19 protein-coding genes are annotated in these 19,537 nt (G+C 56.8%); 7 read left to right on the forward strand and 12 right to left on the reverse strand.

Translation table 11 applies throughout. The annotated features are described in order from the left end of the window. Positions 1-62: 62 nt before the first annotated feature. Positions 63-788: a hypothetical protein gene (locus tag PSR63_RS17380; RefSeq protein WP_274326946.1), complete on the reverse strand. Its 726-nt coding sequence runs from the start codon at positions 786-788 to the stop codon at positions 63-65. 516 nt (positions 789-1,304) lie between these two features. Here PSR63_RS17380 and PSR63_RS17385 point away from each other — a divergent pair. From PSR63_RS17385 to PSR63_RS17395, 3 genes are all read left to right on the forward strand, one after another. Further along, the gene (locus tag PSR63_RS17385; RefSeq protein ID WP_274326947.1) at positions 1,305-3,194 is read left to right on the forward strand and encodes a hypothetical protein; all 1,890 of its coding nucleotides are present in this window, start codon (positions 1,305-1,307) and stop codon (positions 3,192-3,194) included. A 162-nt stretch (positions 3,195-3,356) separates the two neighbouring features. Beyond that, complete coding sequence (locus tag PSR63_RS17390; protein WP_274326948.1) at positions 3,357-3,833, forward strand: hypothetical protein; 477 nt, start codon at positions 3,357-3,359, stop codon at positions 3,831-3,833. Positions 3,834-4,450: 617 nt separating this feature from the next. Then, a complete protein-coding gene (locus PSR63_RS17395) occupies positions 4,451-5,110 on the forward strand; it encodes a hypothetical protein (RefSeq protein ID WP_274326949.1) in 660 nt (219 codons plus the stop codon). 324 nt (positions 5,111-5,434) lie between these two features. Here PSR63_RS17395 and PSR63_RS17400 read toward each other — a convergent pair whose 3' ends face one another. Further along, the gene (locus PSR63_RS17400; RefSeq protein ID WP_274326950.1) at positions 5,435-6,769 is read right to left on the reverse strand and encodes a dihydroorotase; all 1,335 of its coding nucleotides are present in this window, start codon (positions 6,767-6,769) and stop codon (positions 5,435-5,437) included. A gap of 464 nt (positions 6,770-7,233) precedes the next feature. Between PSR63_RS17400 and ccsA the strand changes: the two genes are divergently transcribed. Both ccsA and hemA read left to right on the forward strand, forming a co-directional pair. After that, on the forward strand, positions 7,234-8,130 hold the full coding sequence (gene ccsA, locus PSR63_RS17405) for a cytochrome c biogenesis protein CcsA (RefSeq protein WP_274326951.1): 897 nt from the start codon (positions 7,234-7,236) through the stop codon (positions 8,128-8,130). Then, positions 8,127-9,401, forward strand: coding sequence for a glutamyl-tRNA reductase (gene hemA / locus PSR63_RS17410; protein WP_274326952.1), 1,275 nt, complete (start codon positions 8,127-8,129; stop codon positions 9,399-9,401). The genes ccsA and hemA overlap by 4 nt, the downstream gene beginning before the upstream one ends. Here the strand turns inward: hemA and PSR63_RS17415 are convergent. From PSR63_RS17415 to PSR63_RS17425, 3 genes are all read right to left on the reverse strand, one after another. Continuing rightward, positions 9,398-9,943, reverse strand: a complete 546-nt coding sequence (locus PSR63_RS17415; RefSeq protein WP_274326953.1) for a hypothetical protein — start codon at positions 9,941-9,943, stop codon at positions 9,398-9,400. The two genes, hemA and PSR63_RS17415, sit on opposite strands and share 4 nt — an antisense overlap. Positions 9,944-10,259: 316 nt before the next feature. After that, the gene (locus tag PSR63_RS17420; RefSeq protein ID WP_274326954.1) at positions 10,260-11,333 is read right to left on the reverse strand and encodes a DUF932 domain-containing protein; all 1,074 of its coding nucleotides are present in this window, start codon (positions 11,331-11,333) and stop codon (positions 10,260-10,262) included. Positions 11,334-11,495: 162 nt separating this feature from the next. Further along, entirely contained in the window at positions 11,496-12,710 is a 1,215-nt protein-coding gene (locus PSR63_RS17425; protein ID WP_274326955.1) for a DEAD/DEAH box helicase, read from the reverse strand. Positions 12,711-12,994: 284 nt separating this feature from the next. Here PSR63_RS17425 and PSR63_RS17430 point away from each other — a divergent pair, with 284 nt between their 5' ends. Beyond that, the gene (locus PSR63_RS17430; protein WP_274326956.1) at positions 12,995-13,783 is read left to right on the forward strand and encodes a hypothetical protein; all 789 of its coding nucleotides are present in this window, start codon (positions 12,995-12,997) and stop codon (positions 13,781-13,783) included. A gap of 4 nt (positions 13,784-13,787) precedes the next feature. Here PSR63_RS17430 and PSR63_RS17435 read toward each other — a convergent pair whose 3' ends face one another. Genes PSR63_RS17435 through PSR63_RS17460 form a run of 6 tightly spaced genes read right to left on the reverse strand, consistent with a single transcriptional unit; the run spans position 13,788 to position 17,667 of the window. Next, a complete protein-coding gene (locus PSR63_RS17435) occupies positions 13,788-14,201 on the reverse strand; it encodes a YraN family protein (RefSeq protein ID WP_274326957.1) in 414 nt (137 codons plus the stop codon). A gap of 12 nt (positions 14,202-14,213) precedes the next feature. Then, positions 14,214-15,806, reverse strand: coding sequence for an amidase (locus PSR63_RS17440; RefSeq protein ID WP_274326958.1), 1,593 nt, complete (start codon positions 15,804-15,806; stop codon positions 14,214-14,216). Between the two features lie 35 nt (positions 15,807-15,841). Beyond that, positions 15,842-16,270, reverse strand: a complete 429-nt coding sequence (locus PSR63_RS17445; protein ID WP_274326959.1) for a hypothetical protein — start codon at positions 16,268-16,270, stop codon at positions 15,842-15,844. A 17-nt stretch (positions 16,271-16,287) separates the two neighbouring features. Next, complete coding sequence (locus tag PSR63_RS17450; protein ID WP_274326960.1) at positions 16,288-16,788, reverse strand: DinB family protein; 501 nt, start codon at positions 16,786-16,788, stop codon at positions 16,288-16,290. A 31-nt stretch (positions 16,789-16,819) separates the two neighbouring features. Then, on the reverse strand, positions 16,820-17,275 hold the full coding sequence (locus PSR63_RS17455; protein ID WP_274326961.1) for an SRPBCC family protein: 456 nt from the start codon (positions 17,273-17,275) through the stop codon (positions 16,820-16,822). Between the two features lie 2 nt (positions 17,276-17,277). Beyond that, positions 17,278-17,667 (reverse strand): ArsR/SmtB family transcription factor, encoded by a 390-nt coding sequence (locus PSR63_RS17460; protein ID WP_274326962.1) that lies wholly within the window; start codon positions 17,665-17,667, stop codon positions 17,278-17,280. Between the two features lie 145 nt (positions 17,668-17,812). Between PSR63_RS17460 and PSR63_RS17465 the strand changes: the two genes are divergently transcribed. After that, positions 17,813-18,400: a DUF6940 family protein gene (locus PSR63_RS17465; RefSeq protein WP_274326963.1), complete on the forward strand. Its 588-nt coding sequence runs from the start codon at positions 17,813-17,815 to the stop codon at positions 18,398-18,400. A gap of 511 nt (positions 18,401-18,911) precedes the next feature. Here PSR63_RS17465 and PSR63_RS17470 read toward each other — a convergent pair. Further along, on the reverse strand, positions 18,912-19,535 hold the full coding sequence (locus PSR63_RS17470; protein ID WP_274326964.1) for a MarC family protein: 624 nt from the start codon (positions 19,533-19,535) through the stop codon (positions 18,912-18,914). Positions 19,536-19,537 lie beyond the last annotated feature (2 nt).

Consider the following 19,537-nt stretch of genomic DNA (forward strand, 5'->3'; position numbering starts at 1 on the left):
GTTACGCGAACTGCACGGGTCGTCGTGGTTATTCAGATTGCAGGGCCGAGCGGCCCAATGCCCTAGCGGTTACGGGCAAAGATGCCGGTGGCGTACCAGATGCCGTTGCGGCCGCGCTTCATGTCGTAGCCGTAATAGACATTGTTATCGCTGACGGCCGACCAATGTCCCGACGAATGACGCCAGCTACGAACACATTCGACGGCGGCGTCTTCCAGTTGTTGACCTGGCCAGCTTTCGGCACAGACTTCGGTCGGAACCAATCCACCGGGAAGCTGAGCCTTGATCTGCTGGAAACGCGATTCCCACTGGTGATGCCCTTGCAACTGCATGTTGGCCTGGTTGCGGCTGTGGCGGAACGTTTCCAGTGCCAGCAGACGACGGAAGATGCCCTTGGTGCTGCGAGGCTTCTCGGGATGCATCCGCACCGCGTAGATCAGCGTCCGCTGCGTCAGCGAGCCCGGCGGCAGCGTCAGGATGACTTCCATCTCTTGCACCGAACGACCCTGCGTCGAACGGAAATTGAATTGGCTGACGACCTGGCCGTACTGCGAAGGATCGTTGTTGGTGTAATCGACGATCGCAATCCCAGCGTTGCCGTACATGTAGCTGAACGCGCCATGATTCAGAATGCGAGTCGGCTTGCCGTCTACTTTCACGTTGGCATCAACGGAAAGCTTCGCGACGACGTAGTTATCCAATAACTCTTGGACGCGGCGATTGGTGAGGACTTCGGACTCGAAGCGTGTTGCTGCGTTGGAATCGTCATTGAAGACGATGAACAACATTTTCTTTTCTGCCGTGGCAGCTTTGACGGCACTCGAGTAATCGTGGTGCCAAGGAGACTCTGAGGTTTCCGCTGTTGCGATGCTTGTCCAACTTCCTACAAGCAGAAGACAAGACAGCAGGCAAAATGAGCGAAGCGACATGTTCATGGAGATCGGGGGAGGTTAAAGGGAGACTTATCGATGGTAAAGGATCCAGCATTTAGGCAGGAAAAGCTGGATATACCGGTCAAGTTGTTTACGTAAAGGTAAGTGGGAGAGTTGTAGCAGTCAATCTACTAGTACCGTCCTGGGCAGTAGAGAGATGGAATTTCCTGGGATCTTTGCCCTGACGTTAAAGTGGGTTGAGTACGAAGTATAGAAAAAGGATGTGGTCAAGGAATAGTTTGTGTATTAGGCGGCTTTTCCAAGGAATGCTGGCGATGAAAGCTTCACGAGATCACCTAATCGGTATATCTTGTGGGCTGCCTAAACCTCACAAACCGTATTCAGCCCCTTCCCCCACGGATGAGGAACATCATGATTTGGAATCTACGGCGTACGGCGGCGCACAGTTTTGTGATCCTGGCTTCAGGATTTCTTCTCTTCACAGGCAATGTCCTGGCTCAAGAGCCAGCACCAGCTGGTGATCTGACACAAACCATCGAAGACGCGAAGGCCGGCTTTAAGCCAGTCACGCCAGACGATGTTGCCGCTGCAAAATCGACGCTTCAAGCCAAACTCAATTCATTGCAGAGCTTGCTGTCCAATGGTTCGTCCGAAAACGAACAAGCTTGGAAAGACTATCTGCGATGGGACGACTTGCAGGCTCAACTGTCGGCCGAAAACCCCGACATGCGAACCTTGGAAGAAATCTACCTGAAGTACAAGGGTTCGTATGCGGGCCTTGACAAGAAGCAGGTTGTGTCTGCCCGACAGGCACTGCGGACGTACATTAATCTGGCCTACTTCGTGCAGGTTGATCAGTACAAGCAGCAGTTCGATATGCAGCTAAAAACGCTGGCTGACGCGGTAAAACGCTACACCGACATGGCCACCGGGGACGATGCCCGGGCAATTGGTGCCATTCTCGGCTGGCTTGAGCAAGGCGAACAGGTTCCTGCCGCGCTTAAAACGATCCGAAATAAATTGGATCAACCCAACCTCTACGCTTCGGTTTCCCGAGATTTGATCGCCGGTGGCATCAGCCGTCCTGTCGATCAAGTGAATCCCGTCCACGAGATCATCCTCGGAACGGACGTCCACGGAACGGCTCATATGGTTGGTGATGTCGACGTGAACCTGGTTCCCAGCAAGGACAAGGGGCTAATCGAGCTTTCGCTGACCGGCACCGTGACCTCCGACAATGTCGGTGTGAACGGCCCGGCCACGATCTACTCGACCGGACATAGCACCATCGGGGCCAGCAAACTGCTGACCGTCGATAAGGACGGCCTGACGCCCAATCCTGCGGTCGCCCATGCCGACACCTCGACGACCTTCAACGCCATTTGCGCCAAGCTGCGTTTGGTGCAGAAGATCGCCACCAAGCGTGCCTATCAGCAGAAATCGCAGGCCGAAGCCATTGCTTCCGACCGAACCGAATTCCGCATTCAAAATCGCTTCGACGACGAAACGAAAGACCTTGTCGCCGACGCCAATACCCGGCTGCAGGAAAAGCTTTACCGACCCCTCATTGGTCGTGATGAATTTCCGGACGAAGTCAATGTTTCGACGACGACCGAGCATCTGAATCTCGAAGTCATGCAAGCCAGCCAATCGCAGTTGGCCGCCCCTGGTCCTGCTCCGGCTTCCGAAGACGAAGCAGCTGACCTGACACTGAAACTTCACGAATCGATCGTCAACAACTATGGCGAAACGTTCCTGGCCGGCGTGAAGCTGACCGACGAACGCCTGGTCGAGATCTTAACGGAACGCGATGCAGAGGTTCCTGAAGAGCTGCAGATCACGCCTGATACCGATCCTTGGTCGATCACATTTGACTACAAGAGCCCGATTCAGGTCGTCTTCGACAACGACACCGTCAAGATCGGCATCCGCGGTCGGCAGTTCACCCGTGGCGATAACGAAGTGAACCGCACCATCGCGATCAGTGCCGACTACAAGATCGAAAAGGGGGAAAGCGGTACGCTGCTGACCCGCACCGGCGACGTCGTGGTCGATTTCCCCACCCAGGAACGCTTGGGTCCGCTCGATCTGACCGCCAAGACCTTCCTGCGAAAGAAGTTTGAAGCCGTCTTCAAGCCGGAAATCGTCGGCGAAGGCATCAAGCTCGAAGGCGAATGGGAAAAGGCGGGCACGCTCCGCATCTCGTCCCTGGCCGTCACGCCAGGCTGGTTTGTGGGTAGCTGGAGACTCGAAGCTCCAGAACCCGCCGCTGCGACAGAAGTGACTTCTGTGGTAGAATAAGCCGCTTCGCGAGTTTTCAGTGCGAAGTGTTCAGTTTTCAGCAAGAGACGCGTTCGATGCGAACCGTCTCTTTGGGTGCCTTTGTCGTTTGACTTAGAAGCTGATATCTTCACTGAAAACGGAAATCTGAAAACTTCAAACCTGAGCTCCAAAGGAGCGCCCATGGATCGTTGGGTAGAAATTCAATTCGACTGTCTTCCGCTGCGTTCGATCGATCGGCTTGATATTCCGATGGATGCTTCGCCGAAGTTTCAGGAGCATTGCCTGCGTGTGAAAGCGGCCATGGAAAAGCATGGTTCGCACAACACGTACTATCTGCACAACGCCAAGTGCACCTACCATCTGCTGAATCACCCGGTTGACGGGATGATCCAGTTCAAGTTCCACGGCACCGTCATCACCGATGCCGACGATATGGAAACCCGCGGCAGCGACCTGGAAGTGGAACTGGTCAAAGAAACCTGCACGTGGCTATCCGAACCGATCGTGCATTGGTTCCAGGAAACGGTCCAGCGCAGCGTGGCGGTCGAGTTCGACCACTACATCCAAGCAGGCGACCTGAAGAAAACCGAAGAACGAATCGCCAAGATCAAAGAAGAAAGCGAATCGGATGAAGGTTTTCTGGGGATGTATCTGTAAGTGCGATGGCCGTCGACGCGAATCTGGTGATGCGGTTTCGAAAAGCAACTGGGCTATCGCCACCTGTTGCTCGGGAGTGTTTGGAGCAACTTACCGAATTCGACCCTGAAACCTATGTCGCGATGGCAGAAAATGCTGACGGGGGCATGATTCATGATCCTATTGAATCAGATCCGGTCACTGGTCCCCTGATTCAATGCGTCCTTCGTGATGTCGAAGCGTCTGTGTCTGCTTCGATAGCTGAAGGCCAGTCGAAGCGTGGCATATGTCATCGTATATGGCACGAAGTACAGCAGCGACTTATTCTGGAATACGGAATCCGCTGGCGAACACCCCAAGAGCTGACCCCTTGGCGTCGGATAGATTAATCGAAACGATACGTCTCTAGTGCCACGTCGGGTCTCCCCCAAAAAAATTTTCCAGGCGCACTATCTTTCTGAAGCGCTAGCCGTCTAAATTGCACGTACACCCTGCGGATCACTTCGATTCCTGGGTGTCACTGGCCTCCGAATCGTAGGGCCCCGCGCGAGCGCGGGTCGGAAGCCTGGTACCCGCTGCGCGACCCGCGGGCCCTACTCTACTCAATCACGAGCAACTTTCTTTTTTCGAGCATCACTATGTCATCATCCCACGAACAACCTGAACAGCGCGGCGTAAGAATGCCCGAGGTTGTCGTGCGCGCTGGCAAAACCTATGTGTGCTCCTCGTGCGGGACGTTGGTAGAAATACCGGCAGATGTCGTCGGGCAGTTGGTAAACGCGGTCGATCCAATGCCGCAGGAGGTCTGTGTTGGGGAACCATCTGCTGAGGAACCGCCTGCCCACGCTGAGCCTGTTTCGAAGGTATCGACTCACCATGAGCCGCAGCCGCAACCGGTTCTCATCGAAGAGCCTGCGCCGCGATCGACTTTACAGGGGGCCCGGCCTGCCAGGCCGAAGCGTCCGAGGCAACCCAAACGGGACGCATTCACCAACACGATCATCGACGGGCTGCGGGTTCCATCTGCCAAAGAATTAGATCGAGCACTGACGTGGGTTTCGTTTCACCTGAAGGTCCTCGACCGGCAAGGGAGCGAAATCACGCGGCTCAAGAAGCTGCTGAAGAAGCAATCAACAGCCCAGGTGTCACGCCCAAGTCTTCCTGGGCGTGTGAAAGAGGTCATACGCCAAGAACCGACGGTCCCCGGCATTGGTGAGACGCAAAAACACGCCCAAGCGGACTTGGGCGTGGCACCCGCGTCTTGCCAAGACATACCGAACAAACGCGGCCCACCATAAACCTCTTGTCCCCTCTCCCGCGCAGGGAGAGAGCCAGGGTGAGGGGTTTCTTGTGCAACGTTTACTTGCATCGCCAGACGAGAGTTCCGTATCGATCGAAAACCTCGGCCGCGCATGGGATTCATTTCTGCGAACTGCCCCCTCACCCTAACCCTCTCCCCCGAAGACGGTGGCGAGGGGACTAGAGAGATAAAGATCGGGTGCCACGCCGAAGTCTGCTTGGGTGTGCGGGTGACGCATGCGCCAACGAAAAAAGCCAGGGGCGAGTACCTCTGGCTTTGGGATGTTGCCCTTGCGGGGCTGGCACGATTGGAAGAGGGACGATTACTCGTCGACCCCTTCCCAGTACCCGCCGCGATCGTGGTCGAACATGGCTTCGACGCCCATGCGCGACTCGTCGAACTTGCCGTCGCGGTAGACTTCCTTGCCGCAGACCCAGGTTCGCATGGGCCAACCGGTGACTTCGCGGCCCTCGAAAGGTGTCCAGCGGCACTTGGTTTCCATGCTTGGGCCGTGGATGACCTGGGTCTTGTTCATGTCGATCAGCACCAGGTCGGCGTCGTAGCCGACTTCGATGCGTCCCTTTTCCAGGATGTCCCAAACCAATGCCGGGCCTTCGCACATCCAGTGGACAACGTCCTCGATGGTGCACTTGTCCTTGGCTACCATGTCCAGCATCAGCGGCAGGGCCGTGTCGACGCCAGGCACACCGCTTGGGGTGTCAGGGTAGCGGCCGCACTTCTCTTCCCACGTGTGCGGGGCGTGATCGGTCGCGACGATCTGGATCTTGTCGTCCAGCAGGGCCTGGAACAACGCTTCGTTGTCTTCCTTCGTCTTGAGCGAAGGATTCATCTGGGCCAGCGGGCCCAGGTTCATGTAGTCGTCCACGTTGAGGAACAAGTGATGCGGGGTGACTTCGGCGGTGATCACGTCGGCGTGATCTTCGAAGACATCGACCGAGGCTCCGGCACTCACGTGGCAGATGTGCAGGCGGTGCTTGTATTCGCGAGCCAGCTCACAGGCACGCTTCACCGACGAGACTTCGGCCTCGACGTTGCGAATCTTGGAGTGGTCGACCACGTTTCGCGTGCCGGCCAATTCCTGCTTCATCTTTTCGATGATCGCTTCGTCTTCGGCATGCACGGCGATCGGCAGCTTGGTTTCCGCGAAGATCGCTTCCAGCAGGCCGGGATCGGTCAGGGCCATATCGCCGGTGCTACTGCCCATGTAGATCTTGATACCAGGCGTGCGGGTGCCCTTTTTCAGTTCTTCCATGTTCTGCAGCGTGGCACCCAGGAAGAACCCGTAGTTCACGATGCTTTTGTTGGCTGCCAGGGTGAGCTTCTCTTCCAGAAGCTTCTGCGAGATGGTGGCCGGGTTGGTGTTCGGCATTTCCAGGAAGGTGGTGATTCCCCCCTTCGCACAGGCTCGGCTACCACTGCGAAGGTCTTCCTTGGCGGTCAGGCCGGGGTCGCGCATGTGCACGTGGGCGTCGATTACGCCAGGGATCAGCGTCATGCCGTACGCATAGACGGTCTCGTCCACTTTCACCGATTCGGCCGGATCGATATCGGCAATTTGAGCTCCATCGATCAAGACGGACGTCTTTTGCGGGCCATCAGGCAGCACTACGGTGGCGTTCTTAATCAGCGTTTTCATTCAATATCCTGCGGTCGAAAACGATTAGCCCACGCTTCAGTAGGGATGGCCGAGTGCGAAAGAATCCGTCGGCGAGTGAGCGTGGGGAGCGAGATTGTCTGGACTACGGCCTTGGTTCTGGGGTGCACGGTAGATCCCCGAAGCCAGAACGTAAACGATCACTATAAGATGTTTCGCCCCCTCATGAAAGCGGTGTAGATGCGGACATAAGGGATACGAGGGCCGCTTTATCGCGTGGGAAACCGCACAAACGCCGTTTTTTGGCTTTCCGTCGCCGTGTACCACGCTCAGGGGAGTTACCCTTTTGGGGTCCTCATATCTAGAATAAGTGAGTCGACTTTACCCACCTTCGCAGGAAGCCGCCGGAAGATGCTCGATCGAGTGAAGCTGGCGGTGAGCCTGGCCGATCCCCATTACGAGAAGCCCAACCCCTTCCCCCCCACGAAGGTCCATTTAGAACGGTCATGCTGTCTGGGATAACCCTGCTTTGTTTTGCATCTTGCTACGCGATTACGCTCGGGCTTGAGGTTGCGCGAATCTGGGTTCGAGCACGATCCCGGGCTGTCGTCTCGCTCGGGTTTGCCGTCGTGGGGATCATCACCCACACGCTCTATCTGATTGGCGAGCAACAAGGTCTCATCCAATCGGGGCCGATTTCTTCGTGGCACCAATGGTGCTTGATGGCGGCCTGGGTATTGATGTCGCTGTTTGTGATCGCCGCGTTCGCCCAGCCAGGGACCTCGCTCGGATTATTTCTGCTGCCGATGGTCTTGCTGCTGATCGGCGTCGCTTACTTGATGGACCAGGTCGCACCCTTTGGCGCCGCCACCTCGGCAGAAACCTGGGGGGTAATTCACGGAACCGCGCTATTGGCCGGAACGGTCGTGGTGATGCTGGGATTCGTGACCGGGATCATGTACCTCATTCAGTCTTACCGGCTGAAGCACAAGATGCTGACCAGCGAAGGCTTCAAGCTCCCGAGTCTCGAATGGCTGGAAACGACCAATCGACGAGCCTTGGTCATTTCGACGTGTCTATTGGCCGGTGGGATGTTCGCTGGCATCCTGTTGAAGATCAGCCATAACAGCTTCCCTTGGACCGATCCCGTGATCTGGAGCTCGGCGATCCTGTTTTTGTGGCTCGTCGCGGCGACGATCTTTGAAGTGGTCTATCGCCCGGCCCGGCGTGGTCAAAAGGTCGCCTACCTGACAATGGCGAACTTCTTATTCCTGATGATCGTATTGGCGTTGATCCTGTTCGGCCCGTCGCAGCATGCCCGAAACCCGGAAAGCCCAGGCACGAGCGAGAGCACCAGCCTGCTCGAATTGCCAGCCGACCCGCCAAGGAGCCTCACGCGATGAAGCTCCACATGATCGGCTGTAGCCACCACAACGCGAAGGTCGAAGTCCGCGAGCAGCTGGCCTTCACGCCAGAGCAGGCCAAGCAAGCCATGCTTCTGCTGCGAGAGCACTACCCCGATACCGAGTCGGTGATCCTCTCGACCTGTAACCGAACCGAGTTTTACACCGCGGCGATCGATCCGACCAAGTTCCCCAGTCACCACGACATGGTCGACTTCCTGGCTCAGTTTCATCAACTGAAGTCGGAAGACATCTTCGACAACGTCCTGGAACGCACCGGCGAAGATGTCGTGCGGCACTTGTTCACGGTCGCGGCCAGTTTAGACAGCATGGTTGTGGGCGAGGCCCAGATCCTCTCGCAGGTCAAACAGGCCTACGAGATGGCGACCGATGCCGACTGCGCCGGAACGCTCACGCACAGCGTGTTTCAAGCGGCCATCCACGTCGCCAAACGCGTCCACAACGAAACGAATATCCACCAGAAGCGGGTCAGCATTCCCAGCGTGGCCGTGGGTGAGTTCGCCTCGAGCATCTTCGACCGCTTCGACGATAAGAAGGTCCTGATCATCGGTGCCGGTGAGATGGGCGAAGAGACTCTCAATTACCTGCGTGACATGGGCGTGCGCGACTTTACGGTTGTGAATCGCAACCTCGAACGGGGGCAGAAGCTGGCCGAAGCGTTCAACGCCGATGCGTTCCCCTGGACGGAACTCACGCGGCAGCTGGTGCGGGCCGACGTCGTCATCAGCACGACCGGAGCCAGCGAGCCGATCATTACGTACGAGCAATTCCAGGAAGTCGAATCGAAGCGCTATCAGAAGACGCTGTTCGTCCTCGATCTGGCTATCCCCCGCGACTTCGACTCGAAGATCGGCGACTGCGTAGGGGTCTACCTATTCTCGATCGACGACCTGCAGAAAGCGTGCGAGAAGAACCGCAAGGCCCGCGAGCTGGAATGGCCAAAGGCCGAGAAGATCGTTGAAAAAGAAACGGCCAAGTTCATGGCCGACCTGCACCACCGCGCGACCGGCCCGACGATCAAACGCCTGAAGCAAGCCGCCGACGAACTGAAGCAGGACGAACTGAAGCGGCTGATGAACAAGATGGACGATCTCGATCCGAAGCTGCAAAAAGAGATCGAACGCTCCTTCGATCGCCTGGTGAACAAGCTGCTACACCCACCGCTGGAATCGCTTCGCGATGACATCGAAAGCGGCGCCCAAGGTGGGCTGCTGGATGCCCTGAAGCGGTTGTTCCGTCTGTACGATTAGACAAAGCGGGCAATCGCGGTCATGAATCCCAGCACCATGGCAAGGTAGGCGATCGCACCCAGCAAGTTTCTTAAGGTCATCACGGGTGGAATCTCGCGTGGACCTTCCTCTCCGTAAGCATTCCAAAGTCGGTCAAACCAAACGTAGTTCATCTTTATCATGACTATGAACAATATTGCGGTCGCAGGCAGGTAGACGAGCGAAGTGTAGAAGAGAACTTGTTCAACTACGCGAAATCTTTGCATGGATCCAGGAAAAGTTATTGCGGCCAAGAAGAGGTATGCGTGCATTATGGCTGCGGCTCCCAGTAAATAAATTGCACGCTTTGTTGCCCGGGGCGACTTGAAGAAGGTTGCTTCAAACTGAACGCTAATCAGGAAGAGATATCCAATCAAGAGAGCAAAAGGAAATAGGGGAAAGTCAAAAAGGTGCCACAAGATTGCATGGAGGATCAATGCGATGGGCGGCACGCACGCGACCATCATGATTAGCACAATGGCCTGAAGCCAGGCAGGTATCTTCAATTCAGATGAGTCAGTCACGGCGGTGTCTGCAGCGGACCAGGGGTGATTAATTCGACTATCGTACCAAGAAACAAAAGCGGGCCGAACAAGTTCGGCCCGCCTTCGGGGTCACGGAGGAGAAACGGAATTGGATGGGTGGCGGCAATATCATGTCCCCTCTCCACCGTCCTCGGGGGAGAGGGATAGGGTGTGGGGGCGTCGCGTTTGTTTGAAGAGATTGCTTAGCTTGAGTTCTGGACAGACCTGGAAATTCGACGGGCGACTTTGTGCGATCTTTGCTCGATAAACCCTCACCCTAACCCTCTCCCTGCGAGGGAGAGGGGACCAGATCTGTTTAGTTCAACATCGCGTTGGCGGGCTTCTCGTCCGAGACGAAGAAGTCGGCGAATTCCGAGCCTTCGCCGGCGGTGCCTTCCATGTCGTATTCGTCGGAGATCAAGCTGCCGATGTAGGCTTGCAGCGTACGCGAGGCCGCTTCGTCGGCGTGATGCGTCGCGACTTCGCTGGCGAAGTTGACCAGGTCGTACACGCGGCACTTGGCTGGTAACACGCGGAGACGCTTCTCGCTTAACGCATCCAGGTTGGTGAGCCCGTACATCTGATTCATGCGGCCGGTCAAGCGGTGGAAGTCGGTCAACACGTTGGGGCGATCGAACGACTTCGAGCGGTCCCAGCGGAACAGCAGCTTGTACAGCTTGTTGCATTCGTTGAGCGAAGCCCACGAGGTTTGCGAGCTTTCAAACCGTTGCCGTAGTCCGGCGTACCCTTCACCGTTGTCGTAGCTTTCCAGAGCCCGCGAGATGCAGTGCCCGATGTCCTTGCCCAGGCTGATGTCGCTGCGGAACGCCCGGCTGTAGCCGATCGCTCCGTTGCTGCACAGCATCCGCAGAAACGAAAGGTAGATCTTCGGTTGGCTGAAACCATCGATCGGGGTCTCCATCACGAAGCGATGCTTGAAGCGGTCGCCGCCGATTTCAAAGTCGCAGTCGCCGCTGCGAGGACGATGCGTGCTGGTGATGACCCCTTCGGTGTACTTGATGTCTTTCCCGTCGTACTGGTCGAGCAAGCCGCGAACTTCCTCGTGCGTAATCACGGGGCGTTTCGGATTGCTGACCGAAAGCAGTCGCGGCCCTTTCGCACCGCCCCGTTCCAGGCAGAAGCGAACCGAATCGTTGGGGGCCTTCTCCGAGATCCGCTGAAAGACTTCGCCATGATCGAAGTAGCGGAAGACGCTTTCCGAGAAGCCGAACCGCATGAACATCGACTTCCAGAATCGCTTCGTCGGCCGAAGCTTCTCGCCGTGCAGTTCGATGCCGGTCACGTTCACGCGGCCTGACTTCAGGTCTCGCTCGGCCTCGACACGAAAATCAGAAACGCGAGCATGTCCGTATTCAAAATTCCATCGCATGGTTCAGGGCTCCGGATGAGTTTTGACCTGGTTCTTGGGTCAGTGTGAAGTTTTCAGTGTTCAGTTTTCAGTAGAGAGGGATTTGCTTTCAGCAACATCTGGTCCCCTCTCCCCTGAGGGGAGAGGGTTAGGGTGAGGGGCTAATCGCTTTCTGGTGAACGATTAGAAGCGGTTCCGCCGCTGTTCCCACATCGGCCGCGTCTCTTTGAGTGCCGCGACCAGTTTGGGCAAGCGTACCTGGGTACCGGCGATCAGGCGTCGCGATCGCTGGCTGATCGCTTCGATCTGGCGGTTCATCTTCAAGCTGTTCCACTGATCGCCGGCCCACACGTACTGCTCGATGGCCGCGGCCGTTTTCAGAATCGGATGCGGCGTTTGTTGACATTGCACCACTTGCTTGAAGGGGTGACTGACGTGCTTGCGGAAGACTCGCCCGCACATTTGAATCGTGCAGGCCTTGCTCGATGGTCGACAGAAGACCGTCTTCAAATCAGGGCAGTCGAACCCTTCGGTCAAGATGTTCATGTTGATCAACACGGTGATCTTGCCAGAGATGAAGTCGGCCAGTTGCCGATCGCGGTCACTCTTGGCGGTGACAATCTCGCTGCGAATGCCGCGGAGCGTGAGCTCCTGTTGGCATTCGACGCATTGGTCGTGGCGGTGGAAGAAGACGATGGACTTCCCCCACCGCTGGATGTCCGACGCGTAGGTCTCCGCGACGGCTCCCGGGGTATATTCAGGAATTGTGTAGTGGTGGTACTCGCTGAGGTAACCATCTTGAATCAGTTGATGGATGCCTGCGTCGCGGATGACATGATCGAAGCAAAGCTTGACGCGATCGCCACGGAAGGGAGTCGCCGTGAGGCCCAAGATATATTGCGGGCGAATCGTGCAGTGCAGATTGGCCATGCTCATCGCGGCGTCGTGTTGGGCTTCGTCGACGATCAACATGTCGACCTTCGGTGGGTCCTTGTCGAACATCGAGATCAGCTCCAGCTTCACATCGAAGCCGCGAGCGATGTTCTCGGCCTGGGCTTGCGACAGAAGATTGCGTCGCATCGAAACCCAGCCGATCGACAGGCCGAAGTGCTTTTGCATCCACTGGGCGATTGCCAGGCCCATGACCGTCTTCCCGCTGCCCGTGGGACTTTCGATCAGGACCGAAGCACTCGACCCGGCAAATTCGTCAAACGGATCTGCGTCGGCACTCAACAGAGCTTGAATTGCTTTCGTCGCGATGCGTACCTGGTACGGACGCGGCTGAGCATCGACACCCTCGAACAAATCTTCCAGTACGGCCAGTTCCGCAAATGCGGTCTTCGTTTCGGTCGACTCTTCGATCCAATCACCCAGTTCCAGGCCAATTCCCAAAGCCATGACAGACCTCTCCATATCTCGGCAACGTGATGTGTTTTGTGTCGTGTGCAGCCCGGCGGAAAACCCTTTCCATCCGCGACACAAGTACTATCGATTAGGCGGGTGACACGTTGGGTCACCTGAATTTCAGGTGGGAAAAGTTTTTGAAAGAATTTGCCAGAGAGTGGCGTAACGTGTTAATTGCTTGTAGGTTACGTCGAAGATTCGGTTCGTTCGGAAAACGGACTGGTTCGCTTCTGTATACTGAAGCGAACTCGAAACAACTCGACTGCTCGGAAAGCGATATGCGAAATCAATTTGTTTGGCTGGTGCTGGTAGTGCTCTTCCCGGGAGTTGCTTGGGGAGAAGAAGTTGATCCTGCCCAGGCTTCCCCCAAGGCCGTCGTCCAGGCAACGTTCAACGCGCTCTACGATTCCGACTTCGATCGGATCATTGCCCTGACGCATCCCAAGTCGAAGGAAGCGTACTCCAAGTTCTTGATGGAACTGTTCGCGAGCAATCCGCTCGACCCGGTCGTTGCCCATCACAAGCAGCAGCTGCATCCGATCGACACCAAAGAGAAAGTCAGCCAGGCCGGTCCCGATGCGGTGCTGAAGCAGAAGTATGAAAACACCTTTGGGGTGATTCCCAAGAAGCAGCTCCGTGAAAGTACGCCAGAGCTTGAGATCCTGGGTGTCATTAACGAGTCACCGGAACGCGCTCATGTCATCACACGTGCGGTGACGCTGCATGTGATCGAAGAGACTTGCCAGAAGGTCGACGGCAAGTGGTACATGCTGCTCGACGACGAAGTGCCGCGGATGTGGCGACATGCCCAGGCCATTCACGAGAAGCATCTTCCTGATCTCAAGAAGGTCGTTTCTAAGTTCGAGTCGGCCAAGGTTCTGGGGTATGTGCCGGACGGGAAAGATCACGTTCAAGCGTTGTGCCGGATTCAGGTTCAGGTCGCCGGCATTCCCTTCGAGGAGCTAAGCTGCTTCTCGGTTTACAAGGGAGAACTGGCCTGGGATCATCTCGACGATAAGGATCAGACCGAGTTGATCGCCGCATTGCGCGAGCGCTGGGGCATTTAGCGATCTACGAAAACATCTGAAACTGCCCGGTCGGTTCGAAGGCGTTTTCGATATGCGTGAGCTTGGGCTTTGCTTTCTCTTCCGGCCAGACGATCGCGATCACATCGAATCTCGCGGCACAGTTGCCCAGCAAATCGTGCCGTCGCATGTAGGCCAAGGCCGCACGGGTAAGACGCTGCTCTTTGTCTTGGTCGATCGCGTCGGTAGGCGTTCCTTTTGCTTCGCCTGACCGGGTTTTGACTTCGACGAAGACGATCGTCCGCTGCTGGACTGCAACGATATCGATCTCACCCAGACGCGTTCGATCTTGCCTCGCGACGATCGTGTAGCCTTGGCGGCGAAGGTGACGGCACGCGAGCGATTCCCCTCGCTCGCCCAGTGACTTGGGTTTCCAGAAACTTCGCATCCAGGTCAGCATGGTGCACCGCGGTTAGTCATTGCCAAACTGGGGAAGGTGAACGATATCGGGATAGTCCGGCAGCGTCCGGTAATGCGACTCTAAAGCTTCCATCACGTCCAGCACCTGGTCTTCCCGCCAGAAGCGACCGGCCACTTGCACGCCGATCGGAAGTCCCTCGCTGCCAGCTTCGATCTTGGCGGCCAGGCGTTCGCTCGCATCGAGCTTGCCGCGGCGATCGGAAGTTTCCCCAGCACGAACACGCGTCGCTGGCACGCTTCCGCAGGGAACGCCCAACAGATTCATCAAGACGCTGTAGCTGGCCGCCGGCATCATATCGACGGCACAATCGGGAAGCAGAGCCGGGGTGGCATGCGTCGGACAAAGGACCACGTCGACGTTCGCTTCGTCCCACGCCTGAAAGACTTCGCGTACCTGTTGGACAGCCTGGTAGGTGATTTGCCACAGCGAGTTGGCCGAGCGAGGCCCCGACGCTTGAAACAAAGACGACATCTTTTGCTTACCAAACGGAGCAAGGACCAGCATCGCGATCAGCGGCCGAATCCAACGCGGCAGGGCCGCCAGTCGTACCAGGCGGGCCACTTCGGGATCGAGCTTGCTTCCCTTGAGCATGCGACGGAAATCACGGCCGCCATCGGCGCTGGCAATCGCAAAGTACGACTTGAGGAGCTCGAGTGTTTTTGGTGGTTCTAACGTGACGATCGTCGCCCCGCGGGCCTCTAGCCCTTGAATGCCTTCGGCGATGGCTCGCTTCGCGGCAGGGCAGGGAGGAAAGAAACCATCGTCGGCATAAACGCCAACCCGCAGCGAACGGATGTCGGTGGAGGGCTGCGGATTGAAGCCTGATCGAGCGTCTTCCGCTTTGCTCCAACGGGCATTCGGTTCCGTACGACAAAGTACGTGCATCGCCAGTCGCAGATCGGCCACATGACGGGCCATGGGGCCTGGCTGATATTCGAGCCACGCCATGCCGCGCAGGTTTTCGACGGCACCGCTACGATCCAGCCGCCGCGAGGTGGGTTTCAAACCAGCGACGCCGCAGAAATGGCTCGGCAGGCGAATGCTTCCTCCCAGGTCGCTTCCCAGGCCTAGCGCCGTACCACCAGCCGCCAGGATCGCGGCTTCGCCACCGCTGCTTCCACCGACGCTACGCCCCAGGTTCCACGGATTGTTGGTCGTGCCGAAGACCGGATTGCGCGTCTCGTGGATGATCATCATCTGCGGCACGTTGGTCATGCCCAGGACGATCCCGCCAGCATCGCGCAGCCGCGCGACGTGCAGGCCGTCGTTTGCATGCACGATCGGAGGCAGCGTCATGCCGAGCGTTGTCTTGCCACCAGCGACGAGAAAACACTCTTTGATCGAGATCGGCACCCCGCGCAGCGGTCGGCCTGCAAGCAGCGAAGGCTCATCATCCAGACGCTTGGCCGTAGTCTTTGCCCTATCGAAGAATGTTTCGGTCATCGCATGGATGTGCGGATTGACCGTTTCGATGCGTTCGATATGTGCGTCGATCACCTCCGATGCGGAGACCTCGCGCGAAGCGATCAGGTGGGCCAGCTGAGCGGCGCCGTGCTGCCAGAGCTTGGGGGACGTTCGTTGCATGCTGTGATTTTAGCGAGGATGTCCCACCGTGTCTTTCACTCTGGCGACAACTTCGTGGGGCTCGCCCCAAGTTGACGATGGATCACCGCCAGTAGAAGCGTGCCGAGGCTGAATTGAAGCACCAAATAGGCGGTTTCCAGCAGAAACCAAGTCGACAGCGGAGCAATCGGATGTTTCGCTGTCGCCGCCAGGACATGCATCGTCCAGTGATAGCCTCCCATCAGCAGGGCAAACGTAACCGCCCCACGAAAGAAAGCCATGCCGGCGCAAATTTTGGGATATAAGGCTGAGAGGATAATCCCTTGAAGTAGGATCGCGGCAAAACCGAACGCGATGATCGGCTCTTCGCGGTCAATGTAGCCGAGGTCCTCGTAAGTCTTTTGAAACAGGACCAGGTGCCAGACGTATGCCAGCGGGAACGTAACCATCAAATAGGCAAGCGTTCCCGCGATGATTTTCAGCATGAGTTGTATCCCTCGTTTTAGACCAACAGAGGTTCGCGTCCCAAGGCCGTCCGGCAGACGGCTGCCTGGCCGCGGTGGTTGGTCAGATGCAAGGCCATCGCACCGAAGCATTGCCGCCACGTTCCGAATACCTCTTCGAAGTTCGGCGGTGGGTTCTTGCTGGGCTGATCCAACTGCTCTTCTGTGAGCGTTTCCAAGAGGGCGAACGCTTCCTCGTGCAGCGACTTGAACTGGGAGAGGATCTCTTCGTAGGCAGGGTACACCGCACCATCCGATTGAGGCTGCGAACCGCCTTGGAATAGTTCATTCCAATCGGCCAATGGGTTGGGCTTGCCTTGCATGATTTCCCACACCAGGAGACCAACGCTATGGGCCAGGTGGCCTGCGAGCCAGGTCGGGTGGTTGCCGCCGTGTGCGGTGGGCGGGGTCATAGGGGCATCTTGCAGGTCTTCCAGCAGCGGCAACGTGATTGAGTATGCCGTGCGCAGGGAATGCATCAGTTGTTGTTTCGATTCCACGAACGTGTTCCTTGGTTGAAGTAGTGAAGAATTAAAGCGTGGCGAGTGCCGTTTCCAAGCGTCCGAGCGTTCCTTGCCAACCCCAGCTGTGTTCTTCCAACATGGGACCGACGGGCAATCCTTCGTGATTCATGACAAGTTCGGTGCCTTCGTCACACGCGTTGAAGCTGAGTGACACGGTGGTTTCGTGGTCGCCAAAGCGGTCGTGCTCTTCCCACTTCCAGGTAAACACCAGCTTGTCTGGCTTGGCGATTTCAAGGTACTTGCCGCCGACGATCGACTGCACCCCATCCGGCGAGAGAAAGGCGATTCGGTACGTTCCGCCGACACGCAAATCGACTTCAATGAACGGATTGGTATAGCTTTCTGCGGGCGAGAACCAACGCAGCATGTGCTCGGGCTGGGTCCAGACATCAAAGACGAGTTCCGGCGGAGCTTTCAGGACGCGGCGAATGGTTAACGTCTGCCGCTCGATTGGTGCAACCATGGTTACGACTTCTTTTTCTTGTTGGGTTTCTTGGTGGTCGATTTCTTCGATGGCTTCTCGGTTGACTGAATCTCAGCCAGGTATTGGTCCAAGCTGTCGAGGCGGTCTTCCCAGAACTGACGGTACTGCTCGACCCATTGGGCCGCGTCTTTCAAGGGAGCCGCAATGAGCCGACATCGGCGGATGCGTCCGTCTTTTTGCTGCTCAAGGAGGCCTGCTTTTTCTAACACGCGAAGGTGTTTGGAGATCGCCGGGGCCGACATCTCGAACGGGTCGGCAAGCTGGGCAACGGTCATCTCGCCGCCTGCCATCCGCGAAAGCATTTCGCGGCGGGTCGGATCGGAGAGTGCGAAAAACGTCTCGTCGAGTTGTTGACTGCGTGAATGAACCACCTGGACTCACTTTCTGAAAAACAGATAGTTAACCATATGGTTAAATAATAGCTTTGCGGCAGATGGTGTCAACACCGAAAGTTTGATTCGCTGCGTCTGATATCGTATGAACACAGCTGAAACACGAAGTGAAGGAGGGCGGACCGTGCAGGTAGATATTCGTGAAATCTCGGAAGGACGAGCCGTATGCATTCAGATCTCGATCGATGGGAAAACGCTTAGTTTCGAGCAGTTCGCTGTGAAGCTGTCTCTCGATGGGGCGTGTCAGGCGGCGTTCAATCAGACCCTTGCCGAGTCAGCCTACGAAGCGTTTCGCTGGGAACTGCCAGGCCTGACGACCACAACGTGGACGCAGCCGTTTGAGTGCGTACTGGTCGAAAGCTTAGAACTGCGGCGATCGGCTCGCTCGTCGGCATTTGAAGAGCACTTCACAGGCGACCAGCAAGTCGTAACATTCGCCAACTTGCGGGGCGATGCGACGCTGGTGGTGCCGTCGCCGATGGCTGAAAAGGAAGCCTATCCGCACTTGGCCGCGTTTGTGCGTGAGGCCCCGGCTGCCCAGCAACGTTTGCTTTGGCAGGCCGTCGGAGAGACCTTAGCGAAGCGAATCAGCGAGAAGCCAGTCTGGTTGAGCACGGCCGGGGCTGGCGTGCCGTGGCTACATGTGCGATTGGATGATCGACCGAAGTACTATTCGTATGGGCCGTATCGGACATTAATTTCAGCCCATTAATAAAATCGGGAACATCTTCCCCTTGTTATTAAGTCATGTGCCGTTCGGGGACCGTTCAAATATGCCAAAATCGCAGAACGCAACCTTTTATGGGGTGGAAGCTCACACGCCTGGAGAGCAGATTCGTGGAATGACGATCGCGCGGTTGTTGTCTGCAGAATTAAGTGAATCGGTACTCCAAGTATCCCAATCCGAATGTTGGCGCGATTCAGGATGGGTATTTACCGTCCAATCCGATATCTCGAAATTGGAAATCGTCGTCCTGGCAGATCAGGTTTACGAAAATCGGTGGATACTACAAATATCGCCGAGTTACTTGCCAGGGATCATCTCTCAGTGGTTCGGTGCAACCACTTCGGCGACAGCTCAGGAAGTGTTTCAAGTTGCGGTTCAATGTCATCAGGCTTTGGCATCGCATGGATTCGTCGACTTCCAGTGGTGCTGGGACGACTTCGCCGACGGAGAGCATTGTTCAACGGAACCCACACCACCAGCGTGAATCATGGCAAAACTAACTCGCCCCAGTCCCCAGCCAGCGGCCAAGGCCGTTGAGGATCATGTCGACCGCGATGGTCCCGGTTAGCAGGGCCATGATTCGCCCGATCGTGTCGAGGTAACGTTCCATGATCGCTTCGTAACGCTTGCGGATCATGTCGTGAATCCACTTGAGGATGATGATCGAGACGACGCAGACGAATACCGAGAACGCGATCGCCCCCGCCGCTTCCGGGATGCTGACCTTGGCACCTGTCACGATCGACGCACTGATCGTTCCGGGACCAAGCATGAACGGCAAGGCGGTTCCCTCGGCACCGTGTGGTGCTTCGCCACGAAGCCCCTTCATCGCGCTACTGCCGTTCATCACCAGGCGAATCGAAACCAGCAAAAAGACGATACCGCCGAACAGCAGGAACGACTCGTAGCGGACCTTGAAGATGGTGGTGAAGACCGTGTCACCGACCACCGCGAAGCCGAAGTAGATAGCCGCGCTCATCAGCCCTGCCCGAATCATCGTTCGCGCAAAGCCATTGGTGTCGAGGCCCTGAATCAGGTCCAACAGGTAGATGCATAACAGGAAAGGATTAAGAAGAACGAGGAGTAACGTCGTGGAGTCAATCAGCTCTTGGCTAAGCATCG

It is taken from the genome of Bremerella sp. P1 (genome assembly GCF_028748185.1).
In the GTDB taxonomy this organism is placed as follows: domain Bacteria; phylum Planctomycetota; class Planctomycetia; order Pirellulales; family Pirellulaceae; genus Bremerella.

Bases quoted from the DNA above. Each gene is read 5' to 3' on its own strand.
- PSR63_RS17425 (WP_274326955.1), bottom strand. From the start codon at position 12,710: ATGGCTTTGGGAATTGGCCTGGAACTGGGTGATTGGATCGAAGAGTCG.
- PSR63_RS17420 (WP_274326954.1), bottom strand. From the start codon at position 11,333: ATGCGATGGAATTTTGAATACGGACATGCTCGCGTTTCTGATTTTCGT.
- ccsA (WP_274326951.1), top strand. From the start codon at position 7,234: ATGCTGTCTGGGATAACCCTGCTTTGTTTTGCATCTTGCTACGCGATT.
- PSR63_RS17440 (WP_274326958.1), bottom strand. From the start codon at position 15,806: ATGCAACGAACGTCCCCCAAGCTCTGGCAGCACGGCGCCGCTCAGCTG.
- PSR63_RS17390 (WP_274326948.1), top strand. From the start codon at position 3,357: ATGGATCGTTGGGTAGAAATTCAATTCGACTGTCTTCCGCTGCGTTCG.
- PSR63_RS17380 (WP_274326946.1), bottom strand. From the start codon at position 788: ATGTTGTTCATCGTCTTCAATGACGATTCCAACGCAGCAACACGCTTC.
- PSR63_RS17455 (WP_274326961.1), bottom strand. From the start codon at position 17,275: ATGGTTGCACCAATCGAGCGGCAGACGTTAACCATTCGCCGCGTCCTG.
- PSR63_RS17435 (WP_274326957.1), bottom strand. From the start codon at position 14,201: ATGCTGACCTGGATGCGAAGTTTCTGGAAACCCAAGTCACTGGGCGAG.
- PSR63_RS17400 (WP_274326950.1), bottom strand. From the start codon at position 6,769: ATGAAAACGCTGATTAAGAACGCCACCGTAGTGCTGCCTGATGGCCCG.
- PSR63_RS17445 (WP_274326959.1), bottom strand. From the start codon at position 16,270: ATGCTGAAAATCATCGCGGGAACGCTTGCCTATTTGATGGTTACGTTC.
- PSR63_RS17385 (WP_274326947.1), top strand. From the start codon at position 1,305: ATGATTTGGAATCTACGGCGTACGGCGGCGCACAGTTTTGTGATCCTG.
- PSR63_RS17395 (WP_274326949.1), top strand. From the start codon at position 4,451: ATGTCATCATCCCACGAACAACCTGAACAGCGCGGCGTAAGAATGCCC.
- hemA (WP_274326952.1), top strand. From the start codon at position 8,127: ATGAAGCTCCACATGATCGGCTGTAGCCACCACAACGCGAAGGTCGAA.
- PSR63_RS17470 (WP_274326964.1), bottom strand. From the start codon at position 19,535: ATGCTTAGCCAAGAGCTGATTGACTCCACGACGTTACTCCTCGTTCTT.
- PSR63_RS17430 (WP_274326956.1), top strand. From the start codon at position 12,995: ATGCGAAATCAATTTGTTTGGCTGGTGCTGGTAGTGCTCTTCCCGGGA.